The organism is Cellulomonas sp. URHB0016, from assembly GCF_054057935.1.
In genome coordinates this window covers 2,008,159-2,032,461 of sequence record NZ_JBSRZU010000001.1, presented here as the reverse complement: position 1 = coordinate 2,032,461, position 24,303 = coordinate 2,008,159, and the positions used below count along the sequence as shown (strand labels likewise).

At 73.3% G+C, this 24,303-nt stretch carries 22 protein-coding genes and 1 tRNA gene; 10 read left to right on the top strand and 13 right to left on the bottom strand.

What is annotated here, in order from left to right:
- Positions 1-207 precede the first annotated feature (207 nt).
- Positions 208-1,392, top strand: coding sequence for an RCC1 domain-containing protein (locus tag ACVW07_RS09370; RefSeq protein WP_456818979.1), 1,185 nt, complete (start codon positions 208-210; stop codon positions 1,390-1,392).
- A gap of 20 nt (positions 1,393-1,412) precedes the next feature.
- Here the strand turns inward: ACVW07_RS09370 and ACVW07_RS09365 are convergent, their stop codons facing one another.
- From ACVW07_RS09365 to ACVW07_RS09355, 3 genes are all read right to left on the bottom strand, one after another.
- Entirely contained in the window at positions 1,413-2,180 is a 768-nt protein-coding gene (locus tag ACVW07_RS09365) for a DUF5984 family protein (protein ID WP_456818978.1), read from the bottom strand.
- A 68-nt stretch (positions 2,181-2,248) separates the two neighbouring features.
- A complete protein-coding gene (locus ACVW07_RS09360; protein ID WP_456818977.1) occupies positions 2,249-2,761 on the bottom strand; it encodes a GNAT family N-acetyltransferase in 513 nt (170 codons plus the stop codon).
- Entirely contained in the window at positions 2,758-3,024 is a 267-nt protein-coding gene (locus ACVW07_RS09355) for a type II toxin-antitoxin system TacA family antitoxin (RefSeq protein ID WP_456818976.1), read from the bottom strand. The genes ACVW07_RS09360 and ACVW07_RS09355 overlap by 4 nt, the downstream gene beginning before the upstream one ends.
- A gap of 292 nt (positions 3,025-3,316) precedes the next feature.
- Here ACVW07_RS09355 and ACVW07_RS09350 point away from each other — a divergent pair, with 292 nt between their 5' ends.
- Positions 3,317-3,676, top strand: a complete 360-nt coding sequence (locus tag ACVW07_RS09350; protein ID WP_456818975.1) for a hypothetical protein — start codon at positions 3,317-3,319, stop codon at positions 3,674-3,676.
- Positions 3,677-3,694: 18 nt separating this feature from the next.
- Here the strand turns inward: ACVW07_RS09350 and ACVW07_RS09345 are convergent.
- Positions 3,695-3,765 (bottom strand) — tRNA-Gly (locus ACVW07_RS09345).
- 124 nt (positions 3,766-3,889) lie between these two features.
- On the opposite strand from ACVW07_RS09345, the gene ACVW07_RS09340 reads away from it, so the two are divergent.
- Positions 3,890-4,492, top strand: a complete 603-nt coding sequence (locus ACVW07_RS09340) for a GNAT family N-acetyltransferase (RefSeq protein WP_456818974.1) — start codon at positions 3,890-3,892, stop codon at positions 4,490-4,492.
- Positions 4,493-4,551: 59 nt separating this feature from the next.
- Here the strand turns inward: ACVW07_RS09340 and ACVW07_RS09335 are convergent, their stop codons facing one another.
- Together ACVW07_RS09335 and ACVW07_RS09330 are read right to left on the bottom strand one after the other, a co-directional pair.
- Positions 4,552-5,544 (bottom strand): aldose epimerase family protein, encoded by a 993-nt coding sequence (locus ACVW07_RS09335; protein ID WP_456818973.1) that lies wholly within the window; start codon positions 5,542-5,544, stop codon positions 4,552-4,554.
- Between the two features lie 29 nt (positions 5,545-5,573).
- Positions 5,574-8,042, bottom strand: coding sequence for a GH36-type glycosyl hydrolase domain-containing protein (locus tag ACVW07_RS09330; protein ID WP_456818972.1), 2,469 nt, complete (start codon positions 8,040-8,042; stop codon positions 5,574-5,576).
- Positions 8,043-8,346: 304 nt separating this feature from the next.
- On the opposite strand from ACVW07_RS09330, the gene ACVW07_RS09325 reads away from it, so the two are divergent.
- From ACVW07_RS09325 to ACVW07_RS09310, 4 genes are all read left to right on the top strand, one after another.
- On the top strand, positions 8,347-9,525 hold the full coding sequence (locus ACVW07_RS09325; RefSeq protein ID WP_456818971.1) for a sensor histidine kinase: 1,179 nt from the start codon (positions 8,347-8,349) through the stop codon (positions 9,523-9,525).
- Positions 9,522-10,190, top strand: coding sequence for a response regulator (locus tag ACVW07_RS09320; protein ID WP_456818970.1), 669 nt, complete (start codon positions 9,522-9,524; stop codon positions 10,188-10,190). Before ACVW07_RS09325 ends, ACVW07_RS09320 begins: the two co-directional genes overlap by 4 nt.
- A 63-nt stretch (positions 10,191-10,253) precedes the next feature.
- Positions 10,254-10,829: a dCTP deaminase gene (dcd, locus tag ACVW07_RS09315; RefSeq protein ID WP_456818969.1), complete on the top strand. Its 576-nt coding sequence runs from the start codon at positions 10,254-10,256 to the stop codon at positions 10,827-10,829.
- Positions 10,830-10,831: 2 nt separating this feature from the next.
- Entirely contained in the window at positions 10,832-11,962 is a 1,131-nt protein-coding gene (locus ACVW07_RS09310; RefSeq protein ID WP_456818968.1) for a hypothetical protein, read from the top strand.
- 20 nt (positions 11,963-11,982) lie between these two features.
- Here the strand turns inward: ACVW07_RS09310 and ACVW07_RS09305 are convergent, their stop codons facing one another.
- Genes ACVW07_RS09305 through ACVW07_RS09295 form a run of 3 tightly spaced genes read right to left on the bottom strand, consistent with a single transcriptional unit; the run spans position 11,983 to position 14,950 of the window.
- Positions 11,983-12,588 carry a polysaccharide deacetylase family protein gene (locus ACVW07_RS09305; RefSeq protein WP_456818967.1) on the bottom strand — a complete coding sequence of 202 codons (606 nt, stop codon included), beginning with the start codon at positions 12,586-12,588 and terminating at the stop codon, positions 11,983-11,985.
- Positions 12,585-13,007 (bottom strand): VOC family protein, encoded by a 423-nt coding sequence (locus ACVW07_RS09300; RefSeq protein ID WP_456818966.1) that lies wholly within the window; start codon positions 13,005-13,007, stop codon positions 12,585-12,587. The genes ACVW07_RS09305 and ACVW07_RS09300 overlap by 4 nt, the downstream gene beginning before the upstream one ends.
- Before the next feature lie 20 nt (positions 13,008-13,027).
- Complete coding sequence (locus ACVW07_RS09295) at positions 13,028-14,950, bottom strand: ABC transporter ATP-binding protein (protein ID WP_456818965.1); 1,923 nt, start codon at positions 14,948-14,950, stop codon at positions 13,028-13,030.
- A 100-nt stretch (positions 14,951-15,050) separates the two neighbouring features.
- Here ACVW07_RS09295 and ACVW07_RS09290 point away from each other — a divergent pair, with 100 nt between their 5' ends.
- A complete protein-coding gene (locus tag ACVW07_RS09290; RefSeq protein ID WP_456818964.1) occupies positions 15,051-15,512 on the top strand; it encodes a MarR family winged helix-turn-helix transcriptional regulator in 462 nt (153 codons plus the stop codon).
- Between the two features lie 334 nt (positions 15,513-15,846).
- Positions 15,847-16,452, top strand: coding sequence for a hypothetical protein (locus ACVW07_RS09285; protein ID WP_456818963.1), 606 nt, complete (start codon positions 15,847-15,849; stop codon positions 16,450-16,452).
- 202 nt (positions 16,453-16,654) lie between these two features.
- Here ACVW07_RS09285 and disA read toward each other — a convergent pair whose 3' ends face one another.
- Positions 16,655-17,725: a DNA integrity scanning diadenylate cyclase DisA gene (gene disA, locus ACVW07_RS09280; RefSeq protein WP_456818962.1), complete on the bottom strand. Its 1,071-nt coding sequence runs from the start codon at positions 17,723-17,725 to the stop codon at positions 16,655-16,657.
- A gap of 107 nt (positions 17,726-17,832) precedes the next feature.
- The gene (radA, locus tag ACVW07_RS09275) at positions 17,833-19,254 is read right to left on the bottom strand and encodes a DNA repair protein RadA (RefSeq protein ID WP_456818961.1); all 1,422 of its coding nucleotides are present in this window, start codon (positions 19,252-19,254) and stop codon (positions 17,833-17,835) included.
- A gap of 108 nt (positions 19,255-19,362) precedes the next feature.
- On the opposite strand from radA, the gene ACVW07_RS09270 reads away from it, so the two are divergent.
- A complete protein-coding gene (locus ACVW07_RS09270) occupies positions 19,363-20,682 on the top strand; it encodes a hypothetical protein (protein WP_456818960.1) in 1,320 nt (439 codons plus the stop codon).
- An 84-nt stretch (positions 20,683-20,766) separates the two neighbouring features.
- Here the strand turns inward: ACVW07_RS09270 and ACVW07_RS09265 are convergent, their stop codons facing one another.
- Entirely contained in the window at positions 20,767-22,944 is a 2,178-nt protein-coding gene (locus ACVW07_RS09265; RefSeq protein WP_456818959.1) for a glycosyltransferase family 39 protein, read from the bottom strand.
- Positions 22,941-24,251, bottom strand: coding sequence for a glycosyltransferase (locus tag ACVW07_RS09260; RefSeq protein ID WP_456818958.1), 1,311 nt, complete (start codon positions 24,249-24,251; stop codon positions 22,941-22,943). Before ACVW07_RS09260 ends, ACVW07_RS09265 begins: the two co-directional genes overlap by 4 nt.
- Between the last annotated feature and the right edge of the window lie 52 nt (positions 24,252-24,303).

Genomic DNA, 24,303 nt, shown 5'->3' with positions numbered 1-24,303 from the left:
GCCGGTCCGTCCGCCGGGCCACGGACCGCAGCCCCGGGCCGGCCGTCCTCGTCGGCACCGACCGCGTGGTCGGTGCCGGTCCGCCCGGACAGCCGGACCTAAGCGTTTCCGCAGGTCGCGGACCGATGTGCGCGCCGACGGGGACCCCTACGGTGGGCCGTGCGGTGAGGCCCGGCACGCGCGTCCACCCCCGGCACAGGAGGCCCGATGTCCCACCGGTCAGGAGCGGATCGTCCCCGCTGGCATCGAGTGTCGGCCCGGCTCGCCGCCGTCGCCTCGGTGCTCGCCGCGACCGTCGCCGCGGTCGTCGCGACGCCCGGCCCCGCCTGGGCGGCGAGCACCTGGCTCCAGGTGAGCGCCAACAACGAGCACACCTGCGCCGTCCGCAGCGACCACGCCCTGTTCTGCTGGGGCCACGGAGTCTCCGGCGAGCTCGGTGTGGGGTCCAGCTCCTACGAGCCGACCCCCCGGCAGGTGGGGACCCAGGCGAACTGGGCCTCGGTCAGCACAGGCGCGTACTACACCTGCGCCCTCAAGACCGACGGCACCCGCTACTGCTGGGGCCAGAACGTCAGCGGCCAGCTCGGCATCGGCGACAACACCGCCCGCCGGTCCCCGATCCGGTGGGTCGGCGAGGGGGCCTGGCTCCAGATCGCCACCAGCGCCGACCACAGCTGCGCGGTGAAGGACGACCACCGCCTCTTCTGCTGGGGTGCCAACGCCTACGGCCAGCTCGGGGTCGGTGACACCGGGGACCGCAACCTGCCGACGCAGGTCGGCAGCCAGGCCAACTGGTCCTCCGTGACCGTCGGCTACTACCACTCCTGCGCGCTCAAGACCGACGGCACCCGTTACTGCTGGGGCCGCAACCACCTCGGTCAGCTCGGCCTCAACGGCTCGTCGAACCGCTCGGCCCCCATCCGGATCGTCGGGGAGCCCCCCTGGTCGTCGATCTCCGCGGGCTCGGACATGACCTGCGCCGTCCGGACCGACAGCTACCTCTTCTGCTGGGGCGACAACTCGACCGGCGGGCTCGGCACCGGGGACCACACCGGGCGCACGCTCCCGACCGCGGTCGGCACGAACCTGCTGTGGGGATCGGTCAGCGTGGGCGACGACGTGCACGGCCCCACCTGCGCCCTCACCACCGTCGGCTCGCGCTACTGCTGGGGCTACGGCCTCAGCGGCGGCATCGGGAACGGGCAGCAGAACAACACCTCCACCCCGACCAGGCTCGCGGGAGAGGGCCCCTGGAACCAGGTGGCCGCCGGGGCCGCCTACGCCTGCGGCATCGACACCAGCAGCCTGCTGTACTGCTGGGGCTACAACGCCGCGTCCCAGCTCGCCCAGCCCGACGGGAACGTCCGCGTGTACCCGACCCTGGTGTCCTGACGTCTCAGGGTGCTGCACCGTCAGTCGTCGACGACGGGCCACGACGAGATCGTCGCCACCCCGGCGCGGACCTGGGCCCAGTCGACGTGACGCGTGGCTGCCAGACCTTCGGCGAGCCACCGGCTGCGCTGTGCGTGCTCGGCGCGAAGGCCCTGCACGTCCAGCGCGATGCCCGGGGGCGGTCCCGTGCGTTCCAGTGCGGTCACGCGCTCCTCCATCGCCGCATGGAGGCGGCGGTCGACGTCCGCGACGGCATCGAAGAGCTCCTGTGTCGGCAGCGTGACGTCGAGCCGCGCCGGTCCCTCGAACATCTCCCGGCTGGCCACGGTCGCCTGCTGGCGGAGCGTCACCACGTCCATGCCCTCGACGACGTGTCGCCAGCTCGTCAGGACCGGCGCCGCTGTCAGGTACCCGAGGTCCATCCTGTGGTTGCCCTCCAGCCGGAAGGCGGCCTCGACCGCGGCCTCTGCCGCGTCATCGAGGGAGGCCTCCGGGAACTCGCGGCGCGGGAACGTGCCGTCGACGAACGGCACGAGGTCGTCGGGCACCGGCTCGCGCCACGCGGCGCGCAACTGAAGCAGATCCTCCCAGAAGCGGGCGACGTAGTAGTCCGGGTACGGCCGCGCCAGGTCCCAGCGGCGGACGGCCCCGTCGCGGTACCGCAGGAGCTCGCGGCCCTGCACGTCGATCCAGTACCAGCCGTCGGTGAGCGCGAACCAGTGCCACATCGTCTCATCGGCGCCCCACGGCGCCACGTCCGCCACCGGGCGGAGCTCGAACTGGAACATCGGTCCTCACGTGACGGTAGGAGATCGGTGCGGAGACCTGCGTGTCCGGTCGACCTCGGGTGCAGTGGCTACTGGGTCTCGTCGAATCCGATGGCGCGGCGGACGGACGCGAGCTTCGCGAACATCCGCTGGCTGCCGGCGACGGCCTGGACGTCGTGGCGGGCGTAGAAGTCGCGCGCACGCTCGTCGATCGGGTCGACGACGACCAGCCGCCCGGCGGCATAGCGCGCGGCCCAGCAGATGTGGGTGAGCGCGTCGAGCAGCAGCTCGGATCCGAGCCCCTGCCTCTGCAGTGACCGGTCGAGAGCGAGGCGCGCCAACAGGTACGCCGGGACGACGGCGTTGCCACCGGCCAGACCGCCCGTCACGTCGCTCCGGACGACCTGCGTGGCCGAGGTCGCGTGGTAGGCGAGCACCACCGGGGAGGTGATCTCGGTCCAGACGTGGACGGCGGCGGTGCCCTGCTCCTGTGCGCGGAGCGCCGATCGCCGGAGCCAGTCGTCCATCGAGTCGTTGCCGCAGTCGAACTCCGACAGGTCGTGCGCTGAGGTCAGCCGCTGCGAGTGCAGCAGGTCACTCACGCCTTGAACCGCCGAGGGCGCTCGGCCGCGCGACGCAGCACCGGCATAGGTGTGGGGTGGTCGAGCGACGCCATCAGGGCGTCGAACTGCGCAGCAGGCATCAGCGTCACGTCGGCCCGGGCCACGAGCGCCTCCGCGCGGTCACGTGCGGCGTCGACGACGAACTGGGACGTGCTGGTGTGCGCGAGGTCAGCACCGCGACGGATGAGGTCCCCGGTCGCGGCGTCGGTGCGTACCTCGATGCGATCGGTCTTTGAAGGCATGGCTCCATCGTACGGCGGTTGTACGGAATCCGGTGAGCCTTCGGGGGCCGTGCGGATTGCGGCCGGGATCTCTGTGCTTCGATCGCGGTGGGCCTTGGCTCGGCACGGCGTCCTGGTCAGGGCCGCGCGGCGTTGTGTCGAGCCCCGCGGCCGTTCGTCCACCGACAGTCCTGGTGAGTGACAGCGTCGCGACTGTGAAATCAGATCCCTCGTCCCCGACTACGCGGAACGTGCCCGTGCGGGCCGAGAGCTGGCGACCGCGCCCGACCTTGCGCGAGCCTCGGGCGCACTCATGTCGCTCCTGCTCGGCCAGGACAACACGTGGGTCATCTGCGCCACGGCTGAGGCACTGCTGGCTCGGCACGACCGCGACGGCCTCGCGTTGGTGCTGCGAGCCGCAGCCCGTGCCGAGGACCCCGAGATCGAGGACCACCTGAACTCGGAGTTCTCGGGGTTGGCGTTCCGGCAGACTCCGGAAGTGGTCCGTGATCGGTGCGTGGACCTGCTCGACGGCGCAGACGAGCGTCCAGTCGACGCCACGTGGGACTGCCAGGCGCATGGCCAGCCAGCGACCGCGCTGCACCTGCTCGGCACGGGGGCTTGTGGTGTGTCTCTCCAGAGCGACGCCAGTCGGGCCCAAAACGCACTCTGAACTGTGGTGCAGCCGGGGAGCGGGTGACGGGAATCGAACCCGCGCTATCAGCTTGGGAAGCTGATGTTCTGCCATTGAACTACACCCGCATGCCGATCCCAGAGGCACGAGGTGCCCTGGTCGGCCCCGACAGCATACCCGGCACCGCGCACCCGGCGAAGCCGGTACCGAGATCGCGGTGGCCTGTCCGGGACGATGTGCCAACCTCGATCCATGCCTGCAGCGCTCCGCCCGTTCCACCCGTCCGACCTGGGCGCGATCTACCGGATCTGCCTGCTCACGGGGGCGGCCGGCGGCGATGCGACGGCCCTGTACCGCAATCCCGACCTGCTGCCGCACCTGTATGCCGGCGCCTACCCCGTGGCGGACCCGGGCCTCACGTTCGTCGTCGTCGACGAGCTCGGGGTGGTCGGGTACGTCGTCGCCACGGCGGACACGTTCGGGTTCGAGCAGTGGCTCGACGAGCACTGGTGGCCGACCCTGCGGACGCAGCACCCACGCATCGACGACCCCGGCGACGGCACCGAGGACCACGTGCTCATCGACCGGATCCACGACTGGTCGCCCACCGACGACGCCCTGTACGACACGCACCCGGCGCACATGCACATCGACCTGCTGCCCCGGGCGCAGGGCCGGGGGTGGGGCCGCCGTCTCATCGAGACCTTGTCGGCCGCGTTGCGCGAGCGTGGCGTGACCGGCCTGCACCTGGGCGTGGACGCCCGCAACACCGGCGCGATCGCGTTCTACGAGCGCGTCGGCTTCCGGCGTGCCCGCACCCACGACTGGGGCGCCACCCTGACCCTCGACCTCTGACGGACGGGATCCGGCCCGGCGGTGGGGTCCTGGTCGGTCAAGAGGAAGGTGTGCAGGCGTCAGGCCCGGACGGTCATCGTGAACGCGCCCGACTGCTCCTCGCCCGGCTCCAGGACGAACACGCCCGTCCCGGGCACGCCGTGCGCGTGCAGGGCGAAGCCGCCGTTCACGTTCGTCACCGGCTCCAGCGCGAAGTGCGACCGGCGGCGGGGCGCGTAGATGACGAGGTGCGAGTAGATCGGGTCGGCGTGCACGTCGACGTCCACGCCGGCGTCCTCGTAGGCGACACGGATCGGTGCGCCCGGGTCCCAGCCGGTGAGCACGTCGTCGACGAACTTGGCCCCGAGCGGGCGTCCGTCGCGGAAGTCCGCCCGTGCCGGGATCTCGCCCGCGGGGCCGTGGGCCATGGCGTCGACGAGCGAGTAGCCGCGCCGCAGGGGCACCTCGAGGAGAGGGTTGCCGGGCTCCGACGGGGCCGTCGAGCCGACCGGCAGCAGGGAGCGCTGCAGGTAGGGGTGGTGCCCGAACCCGGCGGGGAACGGCTCGCGGTCGATGTTGCGCAGCGACGTGCCGACGGTCAGGCGGTTGCCGGTCACCGCGTACGTGATCCGGGCGCGGAACTTCCAGGGGAAGTTGATGCCGACCAGCTCGGACGTGTCGAGCTCGAGGACCATGCGGTCGTCGGCCCGCTCCACGACGTCCCAGGCATGGTTGCGGGAGGCGCCGTGGATGGCGGTGCCGTCGGCGCCGTTGCGCTGCAGCTGCCAGGTCCGCCCCGCGAACGCGAGCAGGCCGTCGCGGATGCGGTTGGACCACGGAACCATCGGGAAGCTGGCGCACTTCTCGGCCTCGCCCAGCCCGGTCCGCCGGGTGGGCCGCAGCAGGTCGCGCCACAGCCCGTCGGGCGTGAGGATGCGACCTGCCGCGATGGCCGCGCCGGTCCCGGGCACCACGTCGAGCTCCCACGACGAGCTGCGCAGCGTCAGCACGCGCTCCTGCGCCCCGCGGGCGGCGAGGAAGGGAAGCGCTTCGACATCCTGGAGAGCAGTCATGACCGGCGACCTCGTCCGACCCCGGAGGGTCAGACGGTGACCTCGACGCGCACGGTCGAGCCGGCGGGCGCGTAGGGGACGTGGTTGCCCTCGACGGCATTGCCGTCGACCGTCAGCGACCCGCGGGCGCCACGGGCGCCCGAGTTGGTCACGTGGATCTCGTACGTGGCCCCACGAGCCACGCGCGTGACCGTGAACGACGGGACGTCCGGGCCGATCTGCGGGTCGACGACGAGGCCGTCGTAGTCCGGCCGGACGCCGAGCAGGTACTGGGACACCGCGACGAAGTTCCACGCCGCCGTGCCGGTCAGCCACGAGTTCTTGGCCTCGCCGGCGCGCGACGCCTCCTTGCCCGCGATCATCTGCGCGTACACGTACGGCTCGAGCTTGTGCGTGTCGGAGATCTCCTCGCGGTACGCCGGGGTGATCCGCTTGTAGTAGTCGAACGCGCGGTCACCGCGGCCCACGACGGTCTCGCCGATGATGACCCACGGGTTGTTGTGGCAGAAGATGCCGCCGTTCTCCTTGTACCCGGGCGGGTACGTGGAGACCTCGCCGAGCTCGATCTGGTACGTCGTGTACGCCGGGTACTGGAGCACCAGGCCGTGCGGCGTGCCGAGCATCTCGCCCACCGAGTCGAGCGCCTTGATCGCGGGGGCCTCGAGGTCGTCGTGCCCGCTGCCCACGCCGATGCCGGCCATGGTCGCGAAGCCCTGCGGCTCGATCCAGATCTTGCCCTCGGGCTTGGCGTCGGTGCCGACGGGGTTGCCGTAGTAGTCGTACGCGCGCAGGAACCACTCGCCGTCCCAGCCGTGCTCGAGGACGGCCTGGCGGACCTCGTCGACGTACTTGCGGGCCTGCACCGCCACGTCGTCGAGGCCACGCCGCGACGCGAGCTCGGCGTACTCGGCGCCGTACAGGACGAACTGCGCGGCGATGAAGACGGACTCCGCGGCGCCGCCCGACTGGTTCTCGGTGGTCTGGAAGGACTCGCCCGGGGTCGTCGAGAAGCAGTTCAGGTTGAGGCAGTCGTTCCAGTCGGCGCGGCCGATGAGCGGCAGGCCGTGCGGGCCACGGTTGTCGACCGTGAACTGGAAGGAGCGCGTGAGGTGCTCGAACAGCGAGACCTCGGAGCCGGGCTCGTTGTCGAACGGCACCTGCTCGTCGAGGATCGAGAAGTCGCCCGTCTCCTTGATGTACGCCGCCACGCCGGCGATGAGCCACAGCGGGTCGTCGTTGAAGCCGGAGCCGATGTCGTTGTTCCCGCGCTTCGTCAGCGGCTGGTACTGGTGGTACGCGGAGCCGTCGGCGAACTGGGTCGACGCGATGTCGATGATCCGCTCGCGCGCCCGCTCGGGGATGAGGTGCACGAAGCCGAGCAGGTCCTGGTTGGAGTCGCGGAAGCCCATCCCGCGGCCGATGCCCGTCTCGAAGAACGACGCCGACCGGGACATGTTGAACGTGACCATGCACTGGTACTGGTTCCAGATGTTGACCATCCGGTCGAGCTTCTCGTCGTCCGACGTCACCGAGTACGTCGAGAGCAGGTTCGTCCAGTAGGCGCGGAGCGCCTCGAACGCCGCGTCCGTCTGCTCGGTCGTCGCGAACCGGCCCAGCAGCGCGTGCGCCGGGGCCTTGTTGATGACCTGGTGGGCGTCGTCGGCCCACTTCTCGTCGTCCGGGTTCTCGATGTACCCCAGGACGTACGTGAGGGAGCGCGACTCGCCCGGCTCGAGCGTGACGTTCACCGAGTGCGAGCCGATCGGGTACCAGCCCGAGGCCACCGAGTTCGACGACACCCCGGCGCGCGGCACGGCCGCCTCGCCCAGGCCGTTGTACGCCCCGACGAACGTGTCGCGGTCGGTGTCGAAGCCGTCGGCCTGCGTGTTCACGCCGTACACGGCGTAGTGGTCGCGGCGCTCGCGGTACTCGGTCTTGTGGTAGATCGCGGAACCGTGCGGCGACTCCTGCTCGACCTCGACCTCGCCGATCGACAGGTTGCGCTGGTAGTTCGTCTGGTCGTCCTGCGCGTTCCACAGGCAGAACTCGGCGAACGAGAACAGCGTGACCGTCTTGGCGGCGTCCGAGGTGTTGGTCAGCGTGACCTTCTGCACCTCGGCGTTCTCACCGAGCGGCACGAAGTAGAGCGTCTCGACGGACAGGCCGCCGCGCTCACCCGTGATCCGCGAGTAGCCGAGGCCGTGCCGGGCCTCGAAGTGGTCGAGCTCGGCCTTGACCGGCAGCCACGACGGGGTCCACACGTCGCCGCCGTCGTGCACGTAGAAGTAGCGGCCGCCCGCGTCGGCGGGGATGTTGTTGTAGCGGTACCGCGTGAGGCGGCGCATCTTGGCGTCGCGGTAGAACGAGTAGCCGCCGGCCTGGTGCGAGACGAGGGAGAAGAACTGCTCGTTGCCGAGGTAGTTGATCCACGGGTAGGGCGTGTGGGGCGTCGTGATGACGTACTCGCGTGCGTCGTCGTCGAAGTGGCCGAACCGCATGGACTTGCCTCTCGAGTGCTCGGAATGCCAGCGCCGGGACCCCGCGTACGCGCGCGTCGGCACTGCTGCCGGCCACGCGCCTGGGGCCGACGCGACTTGTGGTCGTGCGAGAGCGCTCCCACGCGTTCTCACGGAGAGAGCATAGCCGCCGCTCCGGCCGGACGGAACGGTCACGGGCGCCCGGGGAACGGGCGGGAGGTCCACCGGCGACGCCCTGGTCGGGGCTGACACCGGGCCCGCACGCCGCTCCCACCCCCTCCCAAGGTCGGTCGACCCGGTCGCCCGGCGTTCCTAGGCTCGCCCCATGAGGCCGACCAGCACCGCGTGCCCACCCGGACAGGCGACCCGGGTGTCGCTCGCGAGCGTCGCCCCGGCGCTCGTGGGGCTCGCGCTCCTCACCGGCCTCGCCACGTGGACGGCCGTGACGCAGGGAGCGTCGTCGGTCCCCGCGGGGGTGGACGTCGCCGCCGGGGTGCTGTCGCTCGGCACGCTTCTCCTGGTCCGCGACCGACCGCTGCTCGCGGGCCTGCTGCTCGGCGCGCTGGCGGCGCTCAGCCCGGCGGCCACGCCGTCGGCGACCGCCGGCACGCTCGCCGCAGGGCGGCTGCACCCCGTGCGGGTCGCCTGGCCGGTGGCTGCCGCGAGCATCGTGGGGCACGCCGTGCAGGGCCTGTGGCGGCCGCCGGGGATGCCGATGGGCTGGTGGCTGCTCTGCGACGTCTCCGTGAACGCGGCGCTCCTCGGCTGGGGCGCCTACGCCCGCACCCGCGCCGAGCTGGTCGCGGCCTGGCGGGAGCGGGCCGTGCGCGCCGAGCGGGAGCAGGGCCGGCGGGTCGAGGAGGCCCGGCTCGCCGAGCGCACCCGGATCGCCCGGGAGATGCACGACACCCTCGCGCACCGGCTCTCCCTGCTCGCCACGACCGCGGGGGCGCTCGAGTACCGGCCGGACCTCACGCCGGCGCAGGTCGCGCAGGCGGCCGGGGTGGTGCGCGCCAGCGCGGGGGAGGCGCTCGTCGAGCTGCGCGAGGTCATCGGCGTGCTGCGGTCCGGGCCCGACGAGCTGCGGCCCGTCCCCGGCGTCGGCGACCTCCTCGGGCTCGTGGAGCAGTCCCGGCAGGCAGGCACGGACGTGTCGCTGACCGCGCCCGACGAGCTCGACCTGCCGCCGGCCGTCGGTCTCGCGGTGTACCGGGCGTGCCAGGAGGGCCTGACGAACGCGCGGCGGCACGCCCCGGGCAGCCACGTGCGGATCGACGTCACACGGTCGGTCGACTCGGTCGAGGTGCGGGTCGCGGACCGGGGCGGCCGCCGGGTCAGGCAGGTGGACCAGCAGGACGACCGGCAGGGTGACCGTCGGGGTGACGGGTCCGGGACCGGGCTCGTCGGGCTCGCCGAGCGTGTCGAGCTGCTCGGCGGTCACCTGGACGCGGGGCACACGGACGACGGGTTCGTGCTCACCGCGTCGGTCCCGGTGCCCCGATGACCGGCACGGCCACCGGCCCGACTGTCCGGGTGGTGCTGGTGGACGACGACCCGCTGGTCCGGGCCGGGCTCGCCCTGATGCTCGACGGTGCGGACGGCATCGCGGTCGTCGGGCAGGCCGCCGACGGAGATCAGGTGCCCGGCGTCCTCGACGCGCACACGGCGGACGTGGTGCTCATGGACCTGCGGATGCCCGGGGTCGACGGCATCACGGCGACCCGGGCGGTGCGCGCCCGGCCGAGACCGCCCGCCGTCGTCGTGCTCACCACCTTCGACACGGGCGACGAGATCGACGGGGCCATGGCCGCCGGGGCCAGCGGGTACCTGCTCAAGGACACGCCGCCGGCGCGCATCGTCGAGGCGGTGCACGCGGCCGCCGCGGGGGAGCCGGTCCTCTCGCCGCGGGTCGCCCGGCGGCTCATGGACACCACCGCGCGGACGGGCGGTGCCCGCGAGGACGCGCGGGCCGTGCTCGGTCGGCTCACCGCGCGGGAGCGGGACGTGGTCCTCGCCATCGGTCGGGGCTCGTCGAACGCGGAGGTCGGCCGCGACCTGTATCTCACGGTGCCGACCGTCAAGTCTCACGTGTCGAGCATCCTGCTCAAGCTCGGGCTCGAGAACCGGACGCAGATCGCGCTGCTCGTCCGGGACGCGGAGCTGCTGTGAGCGACGGTCTTGTCCCTCGTCGAGGGGCAGACCCCGCCCGGACCGACCGACTACCTTTACCCCGTGCTGCTCTCCGACCGTGACATCAGGGCCGAGCTCGACTCGGGTCGTGTGGCTCTCGAGCCCTACGACCCGGGGATGATCCAGCCCTCCAGCATCGACGTGCGGCTCGACCGGTACTTCCGGCTGTTCGACAACCACAAGTACCCGGTGATCGACCCGTCGATCGACCAGCCGGAGCTCACGCGGCTCGTCGAGGTCGAGTCGGGCGAGGCGTTCGTACTGCACCCCGGGGAGTTCGTGCTCGGCTCCACCTACGAGCAGGTCTCGCTGCCCGACGACGTGGCGGCGCGTCTCGAGGGCAAGTCGTCCCTCGGGCGGCTGGGCCTCCTCACGCACTCGACGGCGGGGTTCGTCGACCCCGGGTTCTCCGGGCACGTGACGCTCGAGCTCTCCAACGTGGCGACGCTGCCGATCCTGCTGTGGCCGGGCATGAAGATCGGTCAGATGTGCTTCTTCCGGCTGTCGTCGGCCGCGGAGCAGCCCTACGGCGCCGCGGGCTACGGCTCCCGGTACCAGGGGCAGCGAGGCCCCACGGCCTCCCGGTCCTGGCAGAACTTCCACCGCACCGAGGTGTGAGCGTGACGATCCCGCGACTGGTCGCCTCCGACCCCCAGCTGCGCAGCCGCCATCTCCTCGCCCTGCCCGAGGGGATCGACTCCGACGAGGTCGAGACGCTCGCCCTGAGCCGCTTCGGCACGGCCCGGTGGGAGGAGCCCGCGGACGAGGTGCCGCCGTCCCGCGGGATCGTGCGGCCCATGACGGCGGCGTTCGGCATCCGGAGCGTCAGTCCGACGGCGCCGGCCCTGCGGCTGGCGCGCCTGTCCAAGCTCCGCGGACCGTACCGGGTCGAGGCGGAGGACTGCGTCAGCCTGGGTCTGCCGCGGTCGACGGTCGTGGTCTACGACCTCGACTGCCCGCGTGAGCGGGGCCGGCCGCCGTACGCGGGCGGTGACCGGGACGGTCTGAAGCGTGCGTTCCCCGACGGCATGCCGGTGCGCGAGGAGGAGCGGGTGGTGCAGTGGCTCGTCGCCGCCGCGCGCCGGCTCGGCGGTGCGGTGCGCATCGGGGAGTCGGGTGCGGTCCTCACGCCCGACATCGACGCCGCCATCGACCTCACACTCCTCGCGGACCGCTGGCTCGAGCCCGACCACGCCCTCGCGGTCGTCCAGTCCGTCGTCTCGCGCGCGCGGCTCTCCGAGGCGAGCTCGTCGTGGTCCGGGCCCATGGCCGGTGCCGGCCGCGCGTCCGAGGGGGTGCCGTCGTACCTGCCGGAAGCCGGCGGTCGCGGCCTGCGCACCGCGCTCGATCGGCACGGCGTGGCCGACGAGCACGAGCGGGCCCGGCTCGACGCGGAGGCGGCGGCGTTCGACGAGCTCATGCTGGCGGCGCCCCCGGCCCCCGAGTCGTACGGCGTGCTCGTGGACCTCGGGGTGGACGGGATCATCAGCGTCGAGGCGTACTTCGAGGCGGAGGTGCCGCCGCTGATGCGGGCCCTGCCGTGGACCGCGAGCGGTGTCGTCGCCTACCGCGTGCACTGGGAGCCGCTGCTCGTCGAGGAGCTCGAGGCGGAGAAGCCGTCGTTCGAGCACCGCGTCGCCCGGGGTCGAGCCTCTCCCCAGGTGCAGGCGGTCGCCCGCGCGCTGCACGCTGTCCTCGGCGGGGAGATCGCCGACGAGGCCGACTTCCTGGTGGACCCCGCGGACCTGTAGGCGCTCCGGACGGGCGACGGTCAGGGCAGGTCGAACTCCCACCCGCGCGAGCGCATCTCGGGGATGAAGCGGTCGACGGCCTCGACCGTCGCAGTCCGGTCCCCGCCGCCGTCATGCAGCAGGATCACCGCACCCGGCTCGGCGCCGGCGACGAGCCGTTCGTAGAGCGCGTCGGCGGTCTGCGGCTCCCAGTCGGCGACGTGGAACCGGCAGTCGACCCGGCGCATCCCCAGGTCGTGCGCGACCTGCCGCGAGTCGCCCCAACGCAGGTACGGGGCACGGAAGTACGGGATGGGTGTGCCAGGAGCGGCGGCCTCGACGGCGGCGTTCGTCGCTCGCAGGTCCGCCTCGACGCGGTGGGCCGGCCAGGTCTCCAGGTCGTCGTGGTGCATCGTGTGGTTGCCCAGGACATGTCCGAGCGCGGCGGTCTCCCGCACGATCTCGGGGTGCTCGGCGACCTCTGCGCCGCACACGAAGAACACGGCGGTGACGGAGTGCCGGCCCAGGACACGGAGCAGTGCAGGTGTGTTCTCGGGGTGCGGTCCGTCGTCGAACGTGAGGCTCAGCGTGCGGCCGGGCGAGCGGGCGTCGCGGACCAGGTCGTCGTCGCTCGTGGCGGTCGTCATGCCGAGGGCGCCGCGCCGGCCGAGCCGCCGGTGGGGTCGAGCGACGACGGGTCGCCGGGCGCGGCCGGGCGGGGGTTCGGGCGGACGACGCACCACTCGTTGCCCTCCGGGTCCTGCAGGACCTGGAACGTGCCCGGACCGTCGGCGTGCACCGGGCCGAGGCGGGTCGCGCCGAGCGCCTCCGCCTGGCGGGTCGCGATCTCGACGTCGTCGACGAGCACGTCGAGGTGCAGCCGGTTCTTCACGACCTTGCCTTCCGGCACACGCTGGAACGACAGCTGCGTCCAGCCCGGCGGGTAGAGGTAGTGCCAGTCGTCGTCGCGGGTCTGCGGCTCGCCGCCGAGCACGCCCGCCCAGAACCGGGCGAGCAGGCCCGGGTCGGCGCAGTCGATGACGACCTCGTCGATGGTTCCGATCATCTCCGGAGCGTAGAGCCTGGTCAGAGGAGCGCGGGCTGGCCGGCCGGCTCGTCGTGCTCCCGGAACTGGGTCCGGTACAGCTCGGCATAGAGGCCGTCGCGGGCCAGCAGCTCGGCGTGGGTCCCCTGCTCGACGACGCGGCCGTGCGCCACGACGACGATCGCGTCCGCCTGCCGCACCGTGGAGAGCCGGTGCGCGATGACGAGCGACGTGCGGCCGTGCAGGGCCTCGTCGAGGGCGGCCTGGACGGCGGACTCCGACTCGGAGTCGAGGTGGGCGGTCGCCTCGTCGAGGACCACGACATCGGGCGCCTTGAGGAGCAGCCGCGCGATCGCCAGCCGCTGGCGCTCACCGCCGGACAGCCGGTAGCCGCGGTCGCCGACCACGGTGTCGAGGCCGTCGGGCAGCGTCTCGACGAGGTCCCACACGTGCGCCTGGCGCAGGGCGTGCTCGAGCTCGTCGTCCGTGGCGTCCGGGCGTGCGAAGCGCAGGTTGCCCGCGATGGTGTCGTGGAACAGGTGAGCCTCCTGGCTGACCACGCCCACGGTCGCGCGCAGCGACTCGAAGGTCACGTCGCGCAGGTCCTGGCCGGCGATGCGGACCGTGCCGCCGGTCGGGTCGTACATGCGGCTGACCAGCTGGGAGATCGTCGTCTTGCCGGCGCCCGACGGGCCGACGAGCGCGACCATCTGCCCGGCGGGCACGGTGAACGCGACCTCCGCGAGGGTGTCGTGCGGGACGTCGTGCCGCAGCGCGGCGACCGACTCCAGGGACGCGAGCGACACGTCGTCGGCGCCCGGGTAGCGGAACGTCACGGCGTCGAGCTCGACCGACGCACCGGCGACCCGCACCGCGTCGCGCAGGTCGGTCGCGGCGGGCTGCTCGGCCACCATGGGCTCGAGGTCGAGCACCTCGAGCACCCGTTCGAAGCTCACGAGCGCGGTCATTACGTCGACCTGCACGTTGGACAGGCTGGTCAGCGGCCCGTACAGGCGGCCGAGATACGCGGCCATCGCGACGACCACCCCGACGGTGAGCTCGCCCTGGATCGCCATGACACCGCCGACACCGTAGATGATCGCGATCGCGACCGACGCCAGCGTCGTGAGGCCGACCCGGAACCACGTGGACAGCAGCGCGCGCCGCACGCCGATGTCCCGCACCCGTCCGGCCTGGGCGGCATACGCGGCGGACTCACGGGCCGGGTCGCCGAACACCTTCACCAGGTGCGCGCCCGCCACGTTGAACCGCTCGTTCATGGTCTGCGCGGCGTCGGCGTTGAGGTCGTAGCTCTCCCGGGTGATCGCGGCCATCCGCGTGCCGAACCAGCGTGCCGGCAGCACGAACGCCGGGAGCAGCACGAGCGACATGGCGGTGAGCTGCCAGGACATCGAGAACATCGCGGCCAGCACGAACACGACGGTGAGCCCGTTGCTGACGGTGTTCTGCAGGGTCGACGTGAACGCCTGCTGGGCGCCGAGCACGTCACCGTTGAGCCGCTGCACGAGCGCGCCAGTGCGGGACCGGCTGAAGAACGCGAGCGGCATGCGCTGCACGTGGTCGAACACGGCGGTGCGGAGGTCGAGGATGAGGCCTTCGCCGACCTGGGACGACACCCAGCGGTCGGCGACCGACAGGCCCGCGCTGAGCACGGCGAGGGCGACCACGACCGCGGCGATGCCGATGACGAGCCGTTCGTCGGAGTTCGCGATCCCGTCGTCGATCAGGGTGCGGAAGAGCATCGGGGTGACGGCCCCGGCCGCCGCCTCCAGGGCGATCAACAGGAGGAACACGGCCAGACGGCCTCGGTACGGGCGCGCGAACGTGAGGATGCGGCGCAGGGTGGTCCGGGTCAGCCTGTGCTCGCGGACCGTGCGGTCCGAGAAGAAGCCACGCATCGTGGGGGCGCCGCCGCGACCGGGGGCGGGGTGGTTCATGCTCATGGGTGGCCTCCGTCCGTGCAGGACCGCGGAGCGCGGCCCAGGCCGATGCTGAGGTTAACTCACTATGTGCTTGGCTCACAACTGGGTTACGCTCACGGCCGTGACCACGCACGACGACGACCCCGGCGAGTTCCTCGAGCTCCTCTACGCCGTCGTCCGTGGTCTGCACCGCGACGCCGCCCACGCCGGCTCCCCGCTCGGCACGACCCCCGGCCAGGTGCGGCTGCTGCGGACGCTGTCCCGCTGCGACGGCCCCCGCCGGCTCGGCGAGCTCGCCGCCGCCCTCGACGTGGCGCCCCGGTCCGTCACCTCGAAGGTCGACCAGGCGGAGGTGGACGGCTGGGTCCGCAGGGTCGACGACCCGCACGACCGCCGCGCCACCCTGGTGGAGCTCACCGAGAACGGGCGTGCCGTGCTCGACCAGATCGCCTCCCGCCGGCAGAGCGGCGCCGCCGAACGGCTCGCTCGGCTCGACGCCCACGAGCGGGCGCTGCTGCTGGACATGCTGCGGCGGATGGGCGGCGAACCGCGACCCGAGCGACCCGATCCGGGGCAGGGCTGACCGGCTCTCGGGGTGTCGTTCCCACCGACCGGCTGCCCTGATGGGAACTGCGCGGTGCCGACCGGCTCCTGCGGTGGGCGCTGCGGGGCCTGACCGGCTCGCGTGATGGGCGCTGCGGGGCTCCGGTCTTGCCTGATGGGCGCTGCGTGGCCCGACCGGCCTCGCGTGATGGGCGCTGCGTGGCCCGACCGGCCTCGCGTGGTGGGCGCTGCGTGGCCTGACCGGCGGCCTCCGGTATGGTCCGCGCGTCGAGCCGACGCGCCTGTGGCCGCCGCCCTAGGGTGGTCGCGCGTCGACGGAGACGGGTGGACGGATCGCGGCGGACGGGGGACCGATGAGCCAGGCACGACCGGGGCGGCGGCTGCCCGCTCGCGTCTACTGGGTGCGCCGGTTCGTGGTGCTCGGCATCCCCCTGCTGATCGTGCTCGCCGTCGTGTGGCTCGTCGCCGGCCGGGGCGCAGGTGGGGACACGCCCGCCGCCGCCGCACCGGCGACGGTGACCGCCGAGCCGACGCCGACCAAGACGCCCGCCAGGGAGACGGGCGGCGTACCGACGTGCTCGGCCGACCACCTCGCGCTCTCCGTCGTCGCAGCCGCCGAGTCGTTCCCCGCGGGCGTGAGCCCGATGTTCGCCGTGACGATCACGAACACCGGCAGCGAACCGTGCCTCGTCGACGCCGGCGACGCCCACCGGGAGATCGTCATCACCTCCGGTGACGACCGCGTCTGGTCGAACCAGGACTGTGTCGCCCACGGCACCGAGACCCGCGCGCTGCTCCTGCCCGCCGGCGGCGCCGACGCCCAGCAGCTCGCGTGGAACCGAATCCGGTCCGCCGTGGGCTGCCCGGACGAGCTTCCGGCGCCCGCCGCCGGGACCTACTCGGCGGCGTTCACGCTCGCGGGGGCTGCCGCCCCGCCCGTCGTGTTCGGCCTGGGCTGAGCGCAGTCACGGCAGCTGGCGCGACCACGGAAGCCGCGCGATCGCACAGGTCGGCGGCATCACGGAGCTGGCGCGATCACGAAACCGGCGCGGTCGCGGAAGCCGGCGGGATCGCGGAAGCCGGCGGACCCCGAAAGCTGGTGTGATCACGAAGGCCGCAGGGACAGCCGGGAGCCGGGCGCGTCTGAGCCGGAGCGCCGGGTCAGACGTAGCGTTCGAGGATGCTCGACTCCGCGAGCCGGGACAGTCCCTCGCGGACGGCGCGCGCCCGCTGCTCGCCGACGCCGTCCACCGCCATGAGGTCCTCGATGCCGGCCGCGAGCAGCTTCTGCAGGCCGCCGAAGTGGGCGACGAGGCGGTCCACGATGGTGCCCGGGAGGCGGGGAACCTTCGACAGCAGGCGGTACCCGCGAGGGCCGGCGGCTGCGTCGAGCGTGTCACCGCCGCCCGGGAGGCCCAGGACGCGGGCGATGTGCGCCATGTCGAGCAGCTCGGTCGAGTCGAGCTCGACGAGCGCGGCGAGGACCTGGTCCACGTCGCGGCGGGTCGTGTCGAGGTAGTCGCGGATGACGAGCGCGCGGTCGGAGCCCAGGCCGCCCACCAGCTCGTCGAGCTGCAGGGTGAGGAGGCGGCCGTCCGTCCCGAGCTCGACGACGTAGCCCTCGATCTCCTCGGAGATGCGGCGCACCATCTCGAGCCGCTGCACGACGGCGCACACGTCCCGGACGGTGACGAGGTCCTCGATCTCGAGCGCCGACAGGGTGCCGCTGACCTCGTCGAGCCGCGACTTGTACCGCTCGAGGGTGGCGAGGGCCTGGTTGGCTCGCGACAGGATGGTGGTCGAGTCCTCCAGCACGTACCGCTGGCTGCCCACGTAGAGGGCGATGATCCGCATCGACGCGGACACCGAGATCACCGGGAAGCCGGTCTGCTTAGCGACCCGCTCCGCGGTGCGGTGCCGGGTGCCCGACTCGGACGTCTCGATCGTGACGTCGGGCAGCAGCTGCACGGCGGCTCGCACGATCCGGTCACCGTCGACCACGACGGCACCGTCCATCTTGGCCAGCTCGCGCAGCCGGGTGGCGGAGAAGCCCACGTCGAGCACGAAGCCGCCGGAGCAGATCCCCTCCACCGTCGGGTCGAACCCGAGCACGATGAGGGCGCCTGTGCGCCCCCGCAGGATCCGCTCCAAGCCGTCGCGAAGCTCGCCGCCGGGCGCGACGGCGGCAAGGGTGGACCTCAGGAGGTCGTCGGGGACGTGCAAGTGCGGCACGGTTGCATGGTAACGAGCGCTGTCCAGCGAGTTGTTCGCGACCCGCGCGTGCACGGCGGTCAGTTTGGCCGGCGCGCTGGTCAGAGCGGTGCTCAGCGCCGCCGCACTCACATTCCCACCGCGCCGACGGCCTGCGCCAGGTCCGATGCCGTGACGACGTCGATCCCCTCCGGTGTGGTGAACCCGTCGAGCGCGCCGGCCGGGACGATCGCGCGCGTGAAGCCCAGACGGGCTGCCTCGGCGAGCCGCCGACCCACCCCCGACACGGTCCGGATCTCGCCGGCGAGACCGACCTCGCCGATCGCGACGAGCCCGCGGGGCAGGGCCACGTTCTCGCGCGAGCTCACCGCGGCCAGTGCCAGCGCCAGGTCGGCGGCGGGTTCCACGACGCGCGCACCTCCGACCGTCGACACATAGACGTCCTGGTCGGCGAGCCGGGCGCCGAGCCGACGCTGCAGCACCGCCAGCACCATCGCGAGCCGGCTGGAGTCGATGCCGCTCGTGGTCCGGCGCGGGTTCGGCACCGCGCTCGGCGCCACGAGGGCCTGCACCTCGGTGGCGAGCGGCCGGCGACCTTCGAGCGTCACCGTGAGGCACGTGCCGGGTACCGGCTGCTGCGCCTGCGACACGAACAGGCCGCTGGGGTCCGCGATCCCGACGATGCCGCGCTCCGACAGGTCGAAGCAGCCGACCTCGTCCGTCGGGCCGTACCGGTTCTTCGTCGCGCGCAGCATCCGCAGCCGCGAGTGCCGCTCGCCCTCGAACTGGCAGACCACGTCGACCAGGTGCTCGAGCGTGCGCGGACCCGCCACCGAGCCGTCCTTGGTCACGTGCCCGACGAGGACCACCGGCATGTCGCGCGACTTGGCCGCGGCGATGACGGCCGCAGTGACCTCACGGACCTGTGCGACACCGCCGGCCGTGCCGTCGATCGACGCCGACGCGATCGTCTGCACCGAGTCGATGACCAGCAGCTCCGGTTGCACCTGCTCGACGTGGCCGAGCACGGTGGCGAGATCGGTCTCGTCGGCGAGCAGCAGGCGCGGGTCCAGCGCCTGGATGCGCCCCGCCCGCAGCCGGACCTGGGCGGCGGACTCCTCGCCCGTCACGTAGAGGACCCGACGCCCGGTCCGGGCGGCGCGGGCCGCGACGTCGAGCAGCAGGGTGGACTTGCCGACACCCGGCTCGCCGGCGAGCAGCACCACCGCACCCGGCACGATCCCGCCACCCAGCACGCGGTCGAGCTCCTCCACGCCCGTGGGTCGAGCCCGGGCCGTCTCCACGTCGATCTCGTCGATCGGCCGCGCCGGGGCCCTCGTCGGTGCGGTCGCCACCGTCCGCGGTGCGCCCCCACCGGGACCTGCGTCCTCCGCCACCGTGCCCCACGCCTGGCACTCGCCGCACCGACCGACCCACTTGGTCGCGGTCCAGCCACACTCCGAGCAGCGGAACGGGGGGCGGGCCGTGCGATCGGCACGCTTGACGGTCGTCGAGGTCACGCGCCGCACGCTAGCCGCTGGGTCCGACATGCCCGGGCACCCCGGCCCTGGCCGCGTGCCGAGCCTCGGACGCGGCGCGCTCGGTAGGCTGCGGCCGTCCGGCGCTCGTCGGGCGCACGAAGCCAAGGGGGAGCCCCGATGACCGACACCGGCCAGCCCGGACCCGATCCGGCGCAGCGGGGGACGCGTCCCGCATGGGCGTCGACCGGTGCCGAGGCAGCGGCGTCACCCGAGACCCCGCCCGAGCCGGGTGCTCCCGAGGCGGGTGCTGACGCGGCACACGCTGGGGCCGCTCAGCCCGGTCCTGCTCAGTCCGCTCCCTCGCCCTACCTCGGGTACCGGGCCGGGCCCGCACCCACGCCGGCCGCGGAGCGCACGCCGACCGTGGCCTCGCCCGCGCCCGCGCCGGGGTGGAGCCCGCCGGCATCGCCGACGCCCCTCGCGCCGGCCGCCACGCCTCTGGCCCGGCGCGGCGAGCCGACCCCCGCCCCTGAGCCGACCCCCGCCACGGAGCAGGTGCCCGGCTCGCAGCCCGCGCCGCCCGCACAGGCCACGCCGGCAGCACCGGCCGCACGGCCGGGGTCGGCTGCGCCCCCCACGCTCATCACCACACCGGTCGCGCAGCCGGTGCCGCCGGCGCAGCCGACACCACCGGCGGAGCCCCCGGTGCTCGTCGCGCCCGACCAGATCAGGTACGCGTCGCGGCCGTCCGGGCGGACCGTCGAGAACAGCTTCGGACCCGCCGCACGGCCACCCCTGTCGTCGGTGTCGGGCGACGCGCCGTCTGCGTCGGGCGGCGGTGAGGTGCCCCGGGGTGACGCGAAGCCGCGTCCGCGCTGGCTGCTTCCCGCGGCGATCGGGGTCGCCGTGCTTGTCGTCATCGGCGTGGTCGGCGGCATCCTCGCGTCCCGGGACACCGGTGGCGACGACGCGCCGCCGCCGGTCGCGACCACCGTCCTGCTCCCGTCGCCGACGCCGTCGGTCGAGCCGGTCGCCCGCGCGGCGACCACCGCGTTCGCGGCCGCGCTGCCCACGTCGGTCCTGCAGTACGCGCTGGCCACGTCGGAGCCGTACCCCGACTGGCAGGCCGCCGGGGCCATCGAGGCGTACACCGAGACGTACTCCGACGGCGGCTCGGGCACCGTGAGCGTGCAGGTGGGGCAGTGGGAGTCCGCCGACGAAGCCGCCGCGTACGCGGCCACGCTGGTCGCCGCGCTGCCGACGGCGGCGGCAGCACCCGCGCCGACAGGCACGGCCTCCGCGTCCGCCGCCGCCAGCGCCCCGTCACTCCCGCAGAGCGGCGACGTGACGGCCGGCGGGCAGAAGGCCGGCACCTACACGATCGTCGACGCCGGTGACGGAACCGGTGTCGCCGTGTGGACCAACGGGACGGTCGTGATCCGGGTGGTCGCCCCGGTCGACGAGGTCGTCGACGTGTACTCGGCCTTCCCGCTCTGACCGTCGTCGCCGGACGGCTCCCGGTCGGACCGGCCCGAGGGCCCGACCGCTGACGTCGGCCGGGCGCTCGGGGATGCCGTCGGGTCACGTGCCGGGCGAGCTCGACGGGCCGCCGCTCAGGTCGTACAGCGTGGTGCCGTCGACGGTCCGGGCCGTGAAGCTCTCCTGCACCCAGGCGGTGATCTGCGACGACGTGCTGGTGGCGCCGTCCCTGGCGCCCAACCCCCCGCCGCCGATGAACCAGTGGATCCGACCGTCGGCGACGAGCTGCTGGAACTCGGCGAGGGTGGGCGACGGGTCCGAGCCGTTGAAGCCACCGACCGGCATGACCGACCGCTCGGTGGCCAGCTGGTAGCCGGCGGCGTTCTGCGAGCCGACCGCCGCGGCGACCCAGGTGTAGTCCTCGGCGTCCTCGAGCAGAAGGCTCTGCACCTGCGTGCTGACGGTGGCGCCCTCGAGGAGGCCGCCCATGCCACCCGTGCCGCCGCCGGGTGCCTGCCCCGTCGGCCGCCCCCCGTGGGGGACCTGGCCGTTGGGGACCTGGCCGTCGGGCATCTGCCCGTCGGGGACCTGCCCGTTGGGGATCTGCCCGTTCGGGACCTGGCCGTTGGGGACCTGGCCGTTGGGGACCTGGCCGACCTGACTGCCGTCCTGCGGCGCGGGCATGGGGCCGGTCCGGCCGTGCGGGCCGCCCCCGCCGGGTCCCCCCATGCCACTGACGGTCGGGCCTGCCGCCACGATCGATCCCGTGTGGGCCGTGGAGACGGTCTGGACGGTGTATGCCGCCGGGCCGGCGAGGCCACCGGCCAGTGCGAGGAACGCCCCCGCCCGGAGCACCGACGGTCCGGTGTAGTGCCCGACGACGAGCAGGGTGGCGCCACCGATGCCCGCGGCGAGGGCGAGCCAGCGCAGCCACGGCAGCCAGTCCGGTGAGCGTCCGAGGAGGGTGAAGGCCCAGCCGACGGTCGCCAGGGTGACGCCGGCGAGCACCGCCAGCGCCCAGAGCTCACCCCGACGCGCCCACAGCCCCCACGCCCCGATGCCGACCAGCGCGGCGACGGCCGGAGCCAGCACGACGGTGTAGTAGGCGTGGAAGATTCCCGCCATGAACGAGAACGTCAGGCCCGTGACCAGCAGCCACGACAACCACACGACGATCTGGGCGCGCCCGCCGTCGGTCCGCGGGAGTCGGCGACGCAGCCAGAGCGCGACGGCACCGAGCACGAGCGCGGCAGGGACCAACCAGGCGATCTGGCCGCCGACCTCCGACAGGAACAACCGGGTGAGGCCGGTCGATCCCCACTGCATGGCACCGCCACCGGCACCCGGTCCGCCGCCGCCGACGGACCCGGTCTCGTCACCGGTGAGCCGGCCCAGGCCGTTGTACCCGAAGGTCAGCTCGAGGAAGGAGTCACCTTGGGAGCCGCCGACGTAGGGGCGGGCCGACGCCGGCACGAGCTCCACGAGCAGCACCCACCACCCGCCCGCCACGAGCATCGCGAGGACGGCGAGGAGCCCGTCGCGGACGCGCCGACCGAGCGAGACGGGAGCGGCCCAGAGGAACGCGAGCGCGAGGCCGGGCAGCACCAGGAAGGCCTGGAGCTGCTTCGTGAGGAACGCGAGCCCCACGAGTGCGCCGGCGAGCAGCATCCAGCGGGTGGTCCGCGGGCCGTCGACCGCACGCATCGTCGCCCACACAGCCCCCACGAGGAGGAGCACCAGCAGCGCGTCCGGGTTGTTGAACCGGAACATCAGAGCTGCCACGGGCGTGAGTGCGAACACCACGCCGGTGAGCAGTGCGGCTTGCGCAGAGAACCGGCGTCGGACGCTCGACCAGAGCACGCCGACGGTCGCGACGCCCATCAGGGCCTGCGGGAGGAGCAGCGACCACGACGACAGCCCGAACAGCCGCACGGACAGCGACATGACCCACAAGGAGGCCGGGGGCTTGTCGACCGTGATCGAGGCCGCCGCGTCCGAGGCGCCGTACAGGAACGCGGTCCACGACTCGGAGCCGGCCTGCGCCGCAGCCGAGTAGAACGAGTTGGCGTACCCGGAGGCCGCGAGGTCCCAGATGTAGAGCAGCGCGGTCACGAGCAGCAGCGCGACGAGCGCGGGGCGTTCCCAGCGGGTGCGGGTCGCCGGGTCGCTCCCTCCACCCGAGGCGTCCGAGGGCGGGGCGTCGGAGCGGCCGTGTGGTGGGACGTCGGGCGACGTGCCGGTGTCGGTGAGCCCGGTCGGGGATGCGGTCGTGCTGGTCATCGGAGGGTCCCTTCGGACGGTGCCGTCGGATCGGCGCAGGCGGGAGTGGTGCTGTGGCGGAAGACCCAGCCGCGCAGCAGGACGAAGCGCAGGACGGTCGCCGCGAGGTTCGCGACCACAAGGACGGCGAGCTCGGCGGCTCGCGACGCCCCGGGGGCGAGGGCGTGCAGGGCGGCGAGCGAGCCGGCCGTCACGACCCACGCGAGAGCGAGGACGGCCAGGCCCTGTGCCTGGTGCCGAAGCGCGCCGGACGCGCCGCGCACGCCGAACGTGAGGCGCCGGTTCGCGGCGGTGTTCCCGACGGCCGTGAGCACGAGCGAGACGACGTTCGCGGCCTGCGGTCCGAGCGGGCCGGCCAGCAGCAGGTAGAGCAGCGCGTAGGCGACCGTCGAGGCCACGCCGACCGTGGCGAAGCGGACGAGCTGGTGGAGCAGCAGACTGTGCCCCGCCATCGACGCCCGGGAGTCCCCCACGAGCGGGAGGTGCTCGCGGACGGACGTGAGCGGCAGGCGTCCAGCAGCCAGGTCCCGGCCCACGCGGACGATCCCGCGCACGTCCGCCATCGCGGTCGAGACGATGTCGACGCGCGAGTCCGGGTCGTCCACCCAGTCGACGGGCACCTCGTGGATGCGCAGCCCCGCCTTCTCGGCGAGCACCAGCAGCTCGGTGTCGAAGAACCAGCCGTGGTCCGCGACGAGCGGCAGCAGGTACTGCGCGGCGTCGGCACGGATCGCCTTGAAGCCGCACTGGGCGTCGGAGAACCGGGTGGCCAGCGTGCCGCGGAGCAGCAGGTTGTAGCACCGGGAGATGACCTCGCGGCGCGGACCCCGCACCACGCGGGACGTGCGGCTGAGCCGCGTGCCGATCGCCAGGTGCGAGTGGCCGGAGACCAGCGGCGCGACGAGGGGCAGCAGGGCGGAGAGGTCCGTCGAGAGGTCCACGTCCATGTAGGCGAGCACCTGGGCGTCCGAGCCCAGCCATGCGGTGTGCAGCGCGCGGCCACGGCCCTTCACGTCCAGGTGCACCACCGAGACACCGTCGAGCTCGTCCGCCAGGCGCCGGGCGCTGGCCAGTGTGCCGTCGGTGGACGCGTTGTCGGCGATCGTCAGCCGGGCGGGGTAGGGGAACTCGGTATCCAGGAAGCGGCGGGCGGCGCGGACGGCCCGCTCGAGGCCGGCCTCCTCGTCGTGCACCGGGATGACCAGGTCCAGCACCGGGCCGGACGGCAGGTGAGGGGGCGGGCTGTCGGACGGCTGCGCTGCGCCCGTCGGCCCGGGCTGCGGGTCGCGTGTCGTCGTGGTGTCCATGCCTCGACGATGGGCGGCTCGCCTCGCGGGCCACTTGGCCTGCGCTGTGCGC

What these genes read in the sequence shown, in the direction of transcription:
- radA (WP_456818961.1), bottom strand. Translation starts at nt 19,254, where the DNA reads ATGTCGGACCCAGCGGCTAGCGTGCGGCGCGTGACCTCGACGACCGTC.
- ACVW07_RS09265 (WP_456818959.1), bottom strand. Translation starts at nt 22,944, where the DNA reads ATGACCAGCACGACCGCATCCCCGACCGGGCTCACCGACACCGGCACG.
- ACVW07_RS09330 (WP_456818972.1), bottom strand. Translation starts at nt 8,042, where the DNA reads ATGCGGTTCGGCCACTTCGACGACGACGCACGCGAGTACGTCATCACG.
- ACVW07_RS09285 (WP_456818963.1), top strand. Translation starts at nt 15,847, where the DNA reads ATGAGCCAGGCACGACCGGGGCGGCGGCTGCCCGCTCGCGTCTACTGG.
- ACVW07_RS09295 (WP_456818965.1), bottom strand. Translation starts at nt 14,950, where the DNA reads ATGAGCATGAACCACCCCGCCCCCGGTCGCGGCGGCGCCCCCACGATG.
- ACVW07_RS09320 (WP_456818970.1), top strand. Translation starts at nt 9,522, where the DNA reads ATGACCGGCACGGCCACCGGCCCGACTGTCCGGGTGGTGCTGGTGGAC.
- ACVW07_RS09355 (WP_456818976.1), bottom strand. Translation starts at nt 3,024, where the DNA reads ATGCCTTCAAAGACCGATCGCATCGAGGTACGCACCGACGCCGCGACC.
- ACVW07_RS09270 (WP_456818960.1), top strand. Translation starts at nt 19,363, where the DNA reads ATGACCGACACCGGCCAGCCCGGACCCGATCCGGCGCAGCGGGGGACG.
- ACVW07_RS09340 (WP_456818974.1), top strand. Translation starts at nt 3,890, where the DNA reads ATGCCTGCAGCGCTCCGCCCGTTCCACCCGTCCGACCTGGGCGCGATC.
- ACVW07_RS09365 (WP_456818978.1), bottom strand. Translation starts at nt 2,180, where the DNA reads ATGTTCCAGTTCGAGCTCCGCCCGGTGGCGGACGTGGCGCCGTGGGGC.
- ACVW07_RS09325 (WP_456818971.1), top strand. Translation starts at nt 8,347, where the DNA reads ATGAGGCCGACCAGCACCGCGTGCCCACCCGGACAGGCGACCCGGGTG.
- ACVW07_RS09305 (WP_456818967.1), bottom strand. Translation starts at nt 12,588, where the DNA reads ATGACGACCGCCACGAGCGACGACGACCTGGTCCGCGACGCCCGCTCG.
- ACVW07_RS09350 (WP_456818975.1), top strand. Translation starts at nt 3,317, where the DNA reads ATGTCGCTCCTGCTCGGCCAGGACAACACGTGGGTCATCTGCGCCACG.
- ACVW07_RS09260 (WP_456818958.1), bottom strand. Translation starts at nt 24,251, where the DNA reads ATGGACACCACGACGACACGCGACCCGCAGCCCGGGCCGACGGGCGCA.
- ACVW07_RS09370 (WP_456818979.1), top strand. Translation starts at nt 208, where the DNA reads ATGTCCCACCGGTCAGGAGCGGATCGTCCCCGCTGGCATCGAGTGTCG.
- ACVW07_RS09300 (WP_456818966.1), bottom strand. Translation starts at nt 13,007, where the DNA reads ATGATCGGAACCATCGACGAGGTCGTCATCGACTGCGCCGACCCGGGC.
- ACVW07_RS09335 (WP_456818973.1), bottom strand. Translation starts at nt 5,544, where the DNA reads ATGACTGCTCTCCAGGATGTCGAAGCGCTTCCCTTCCTCGCCGCCCGC.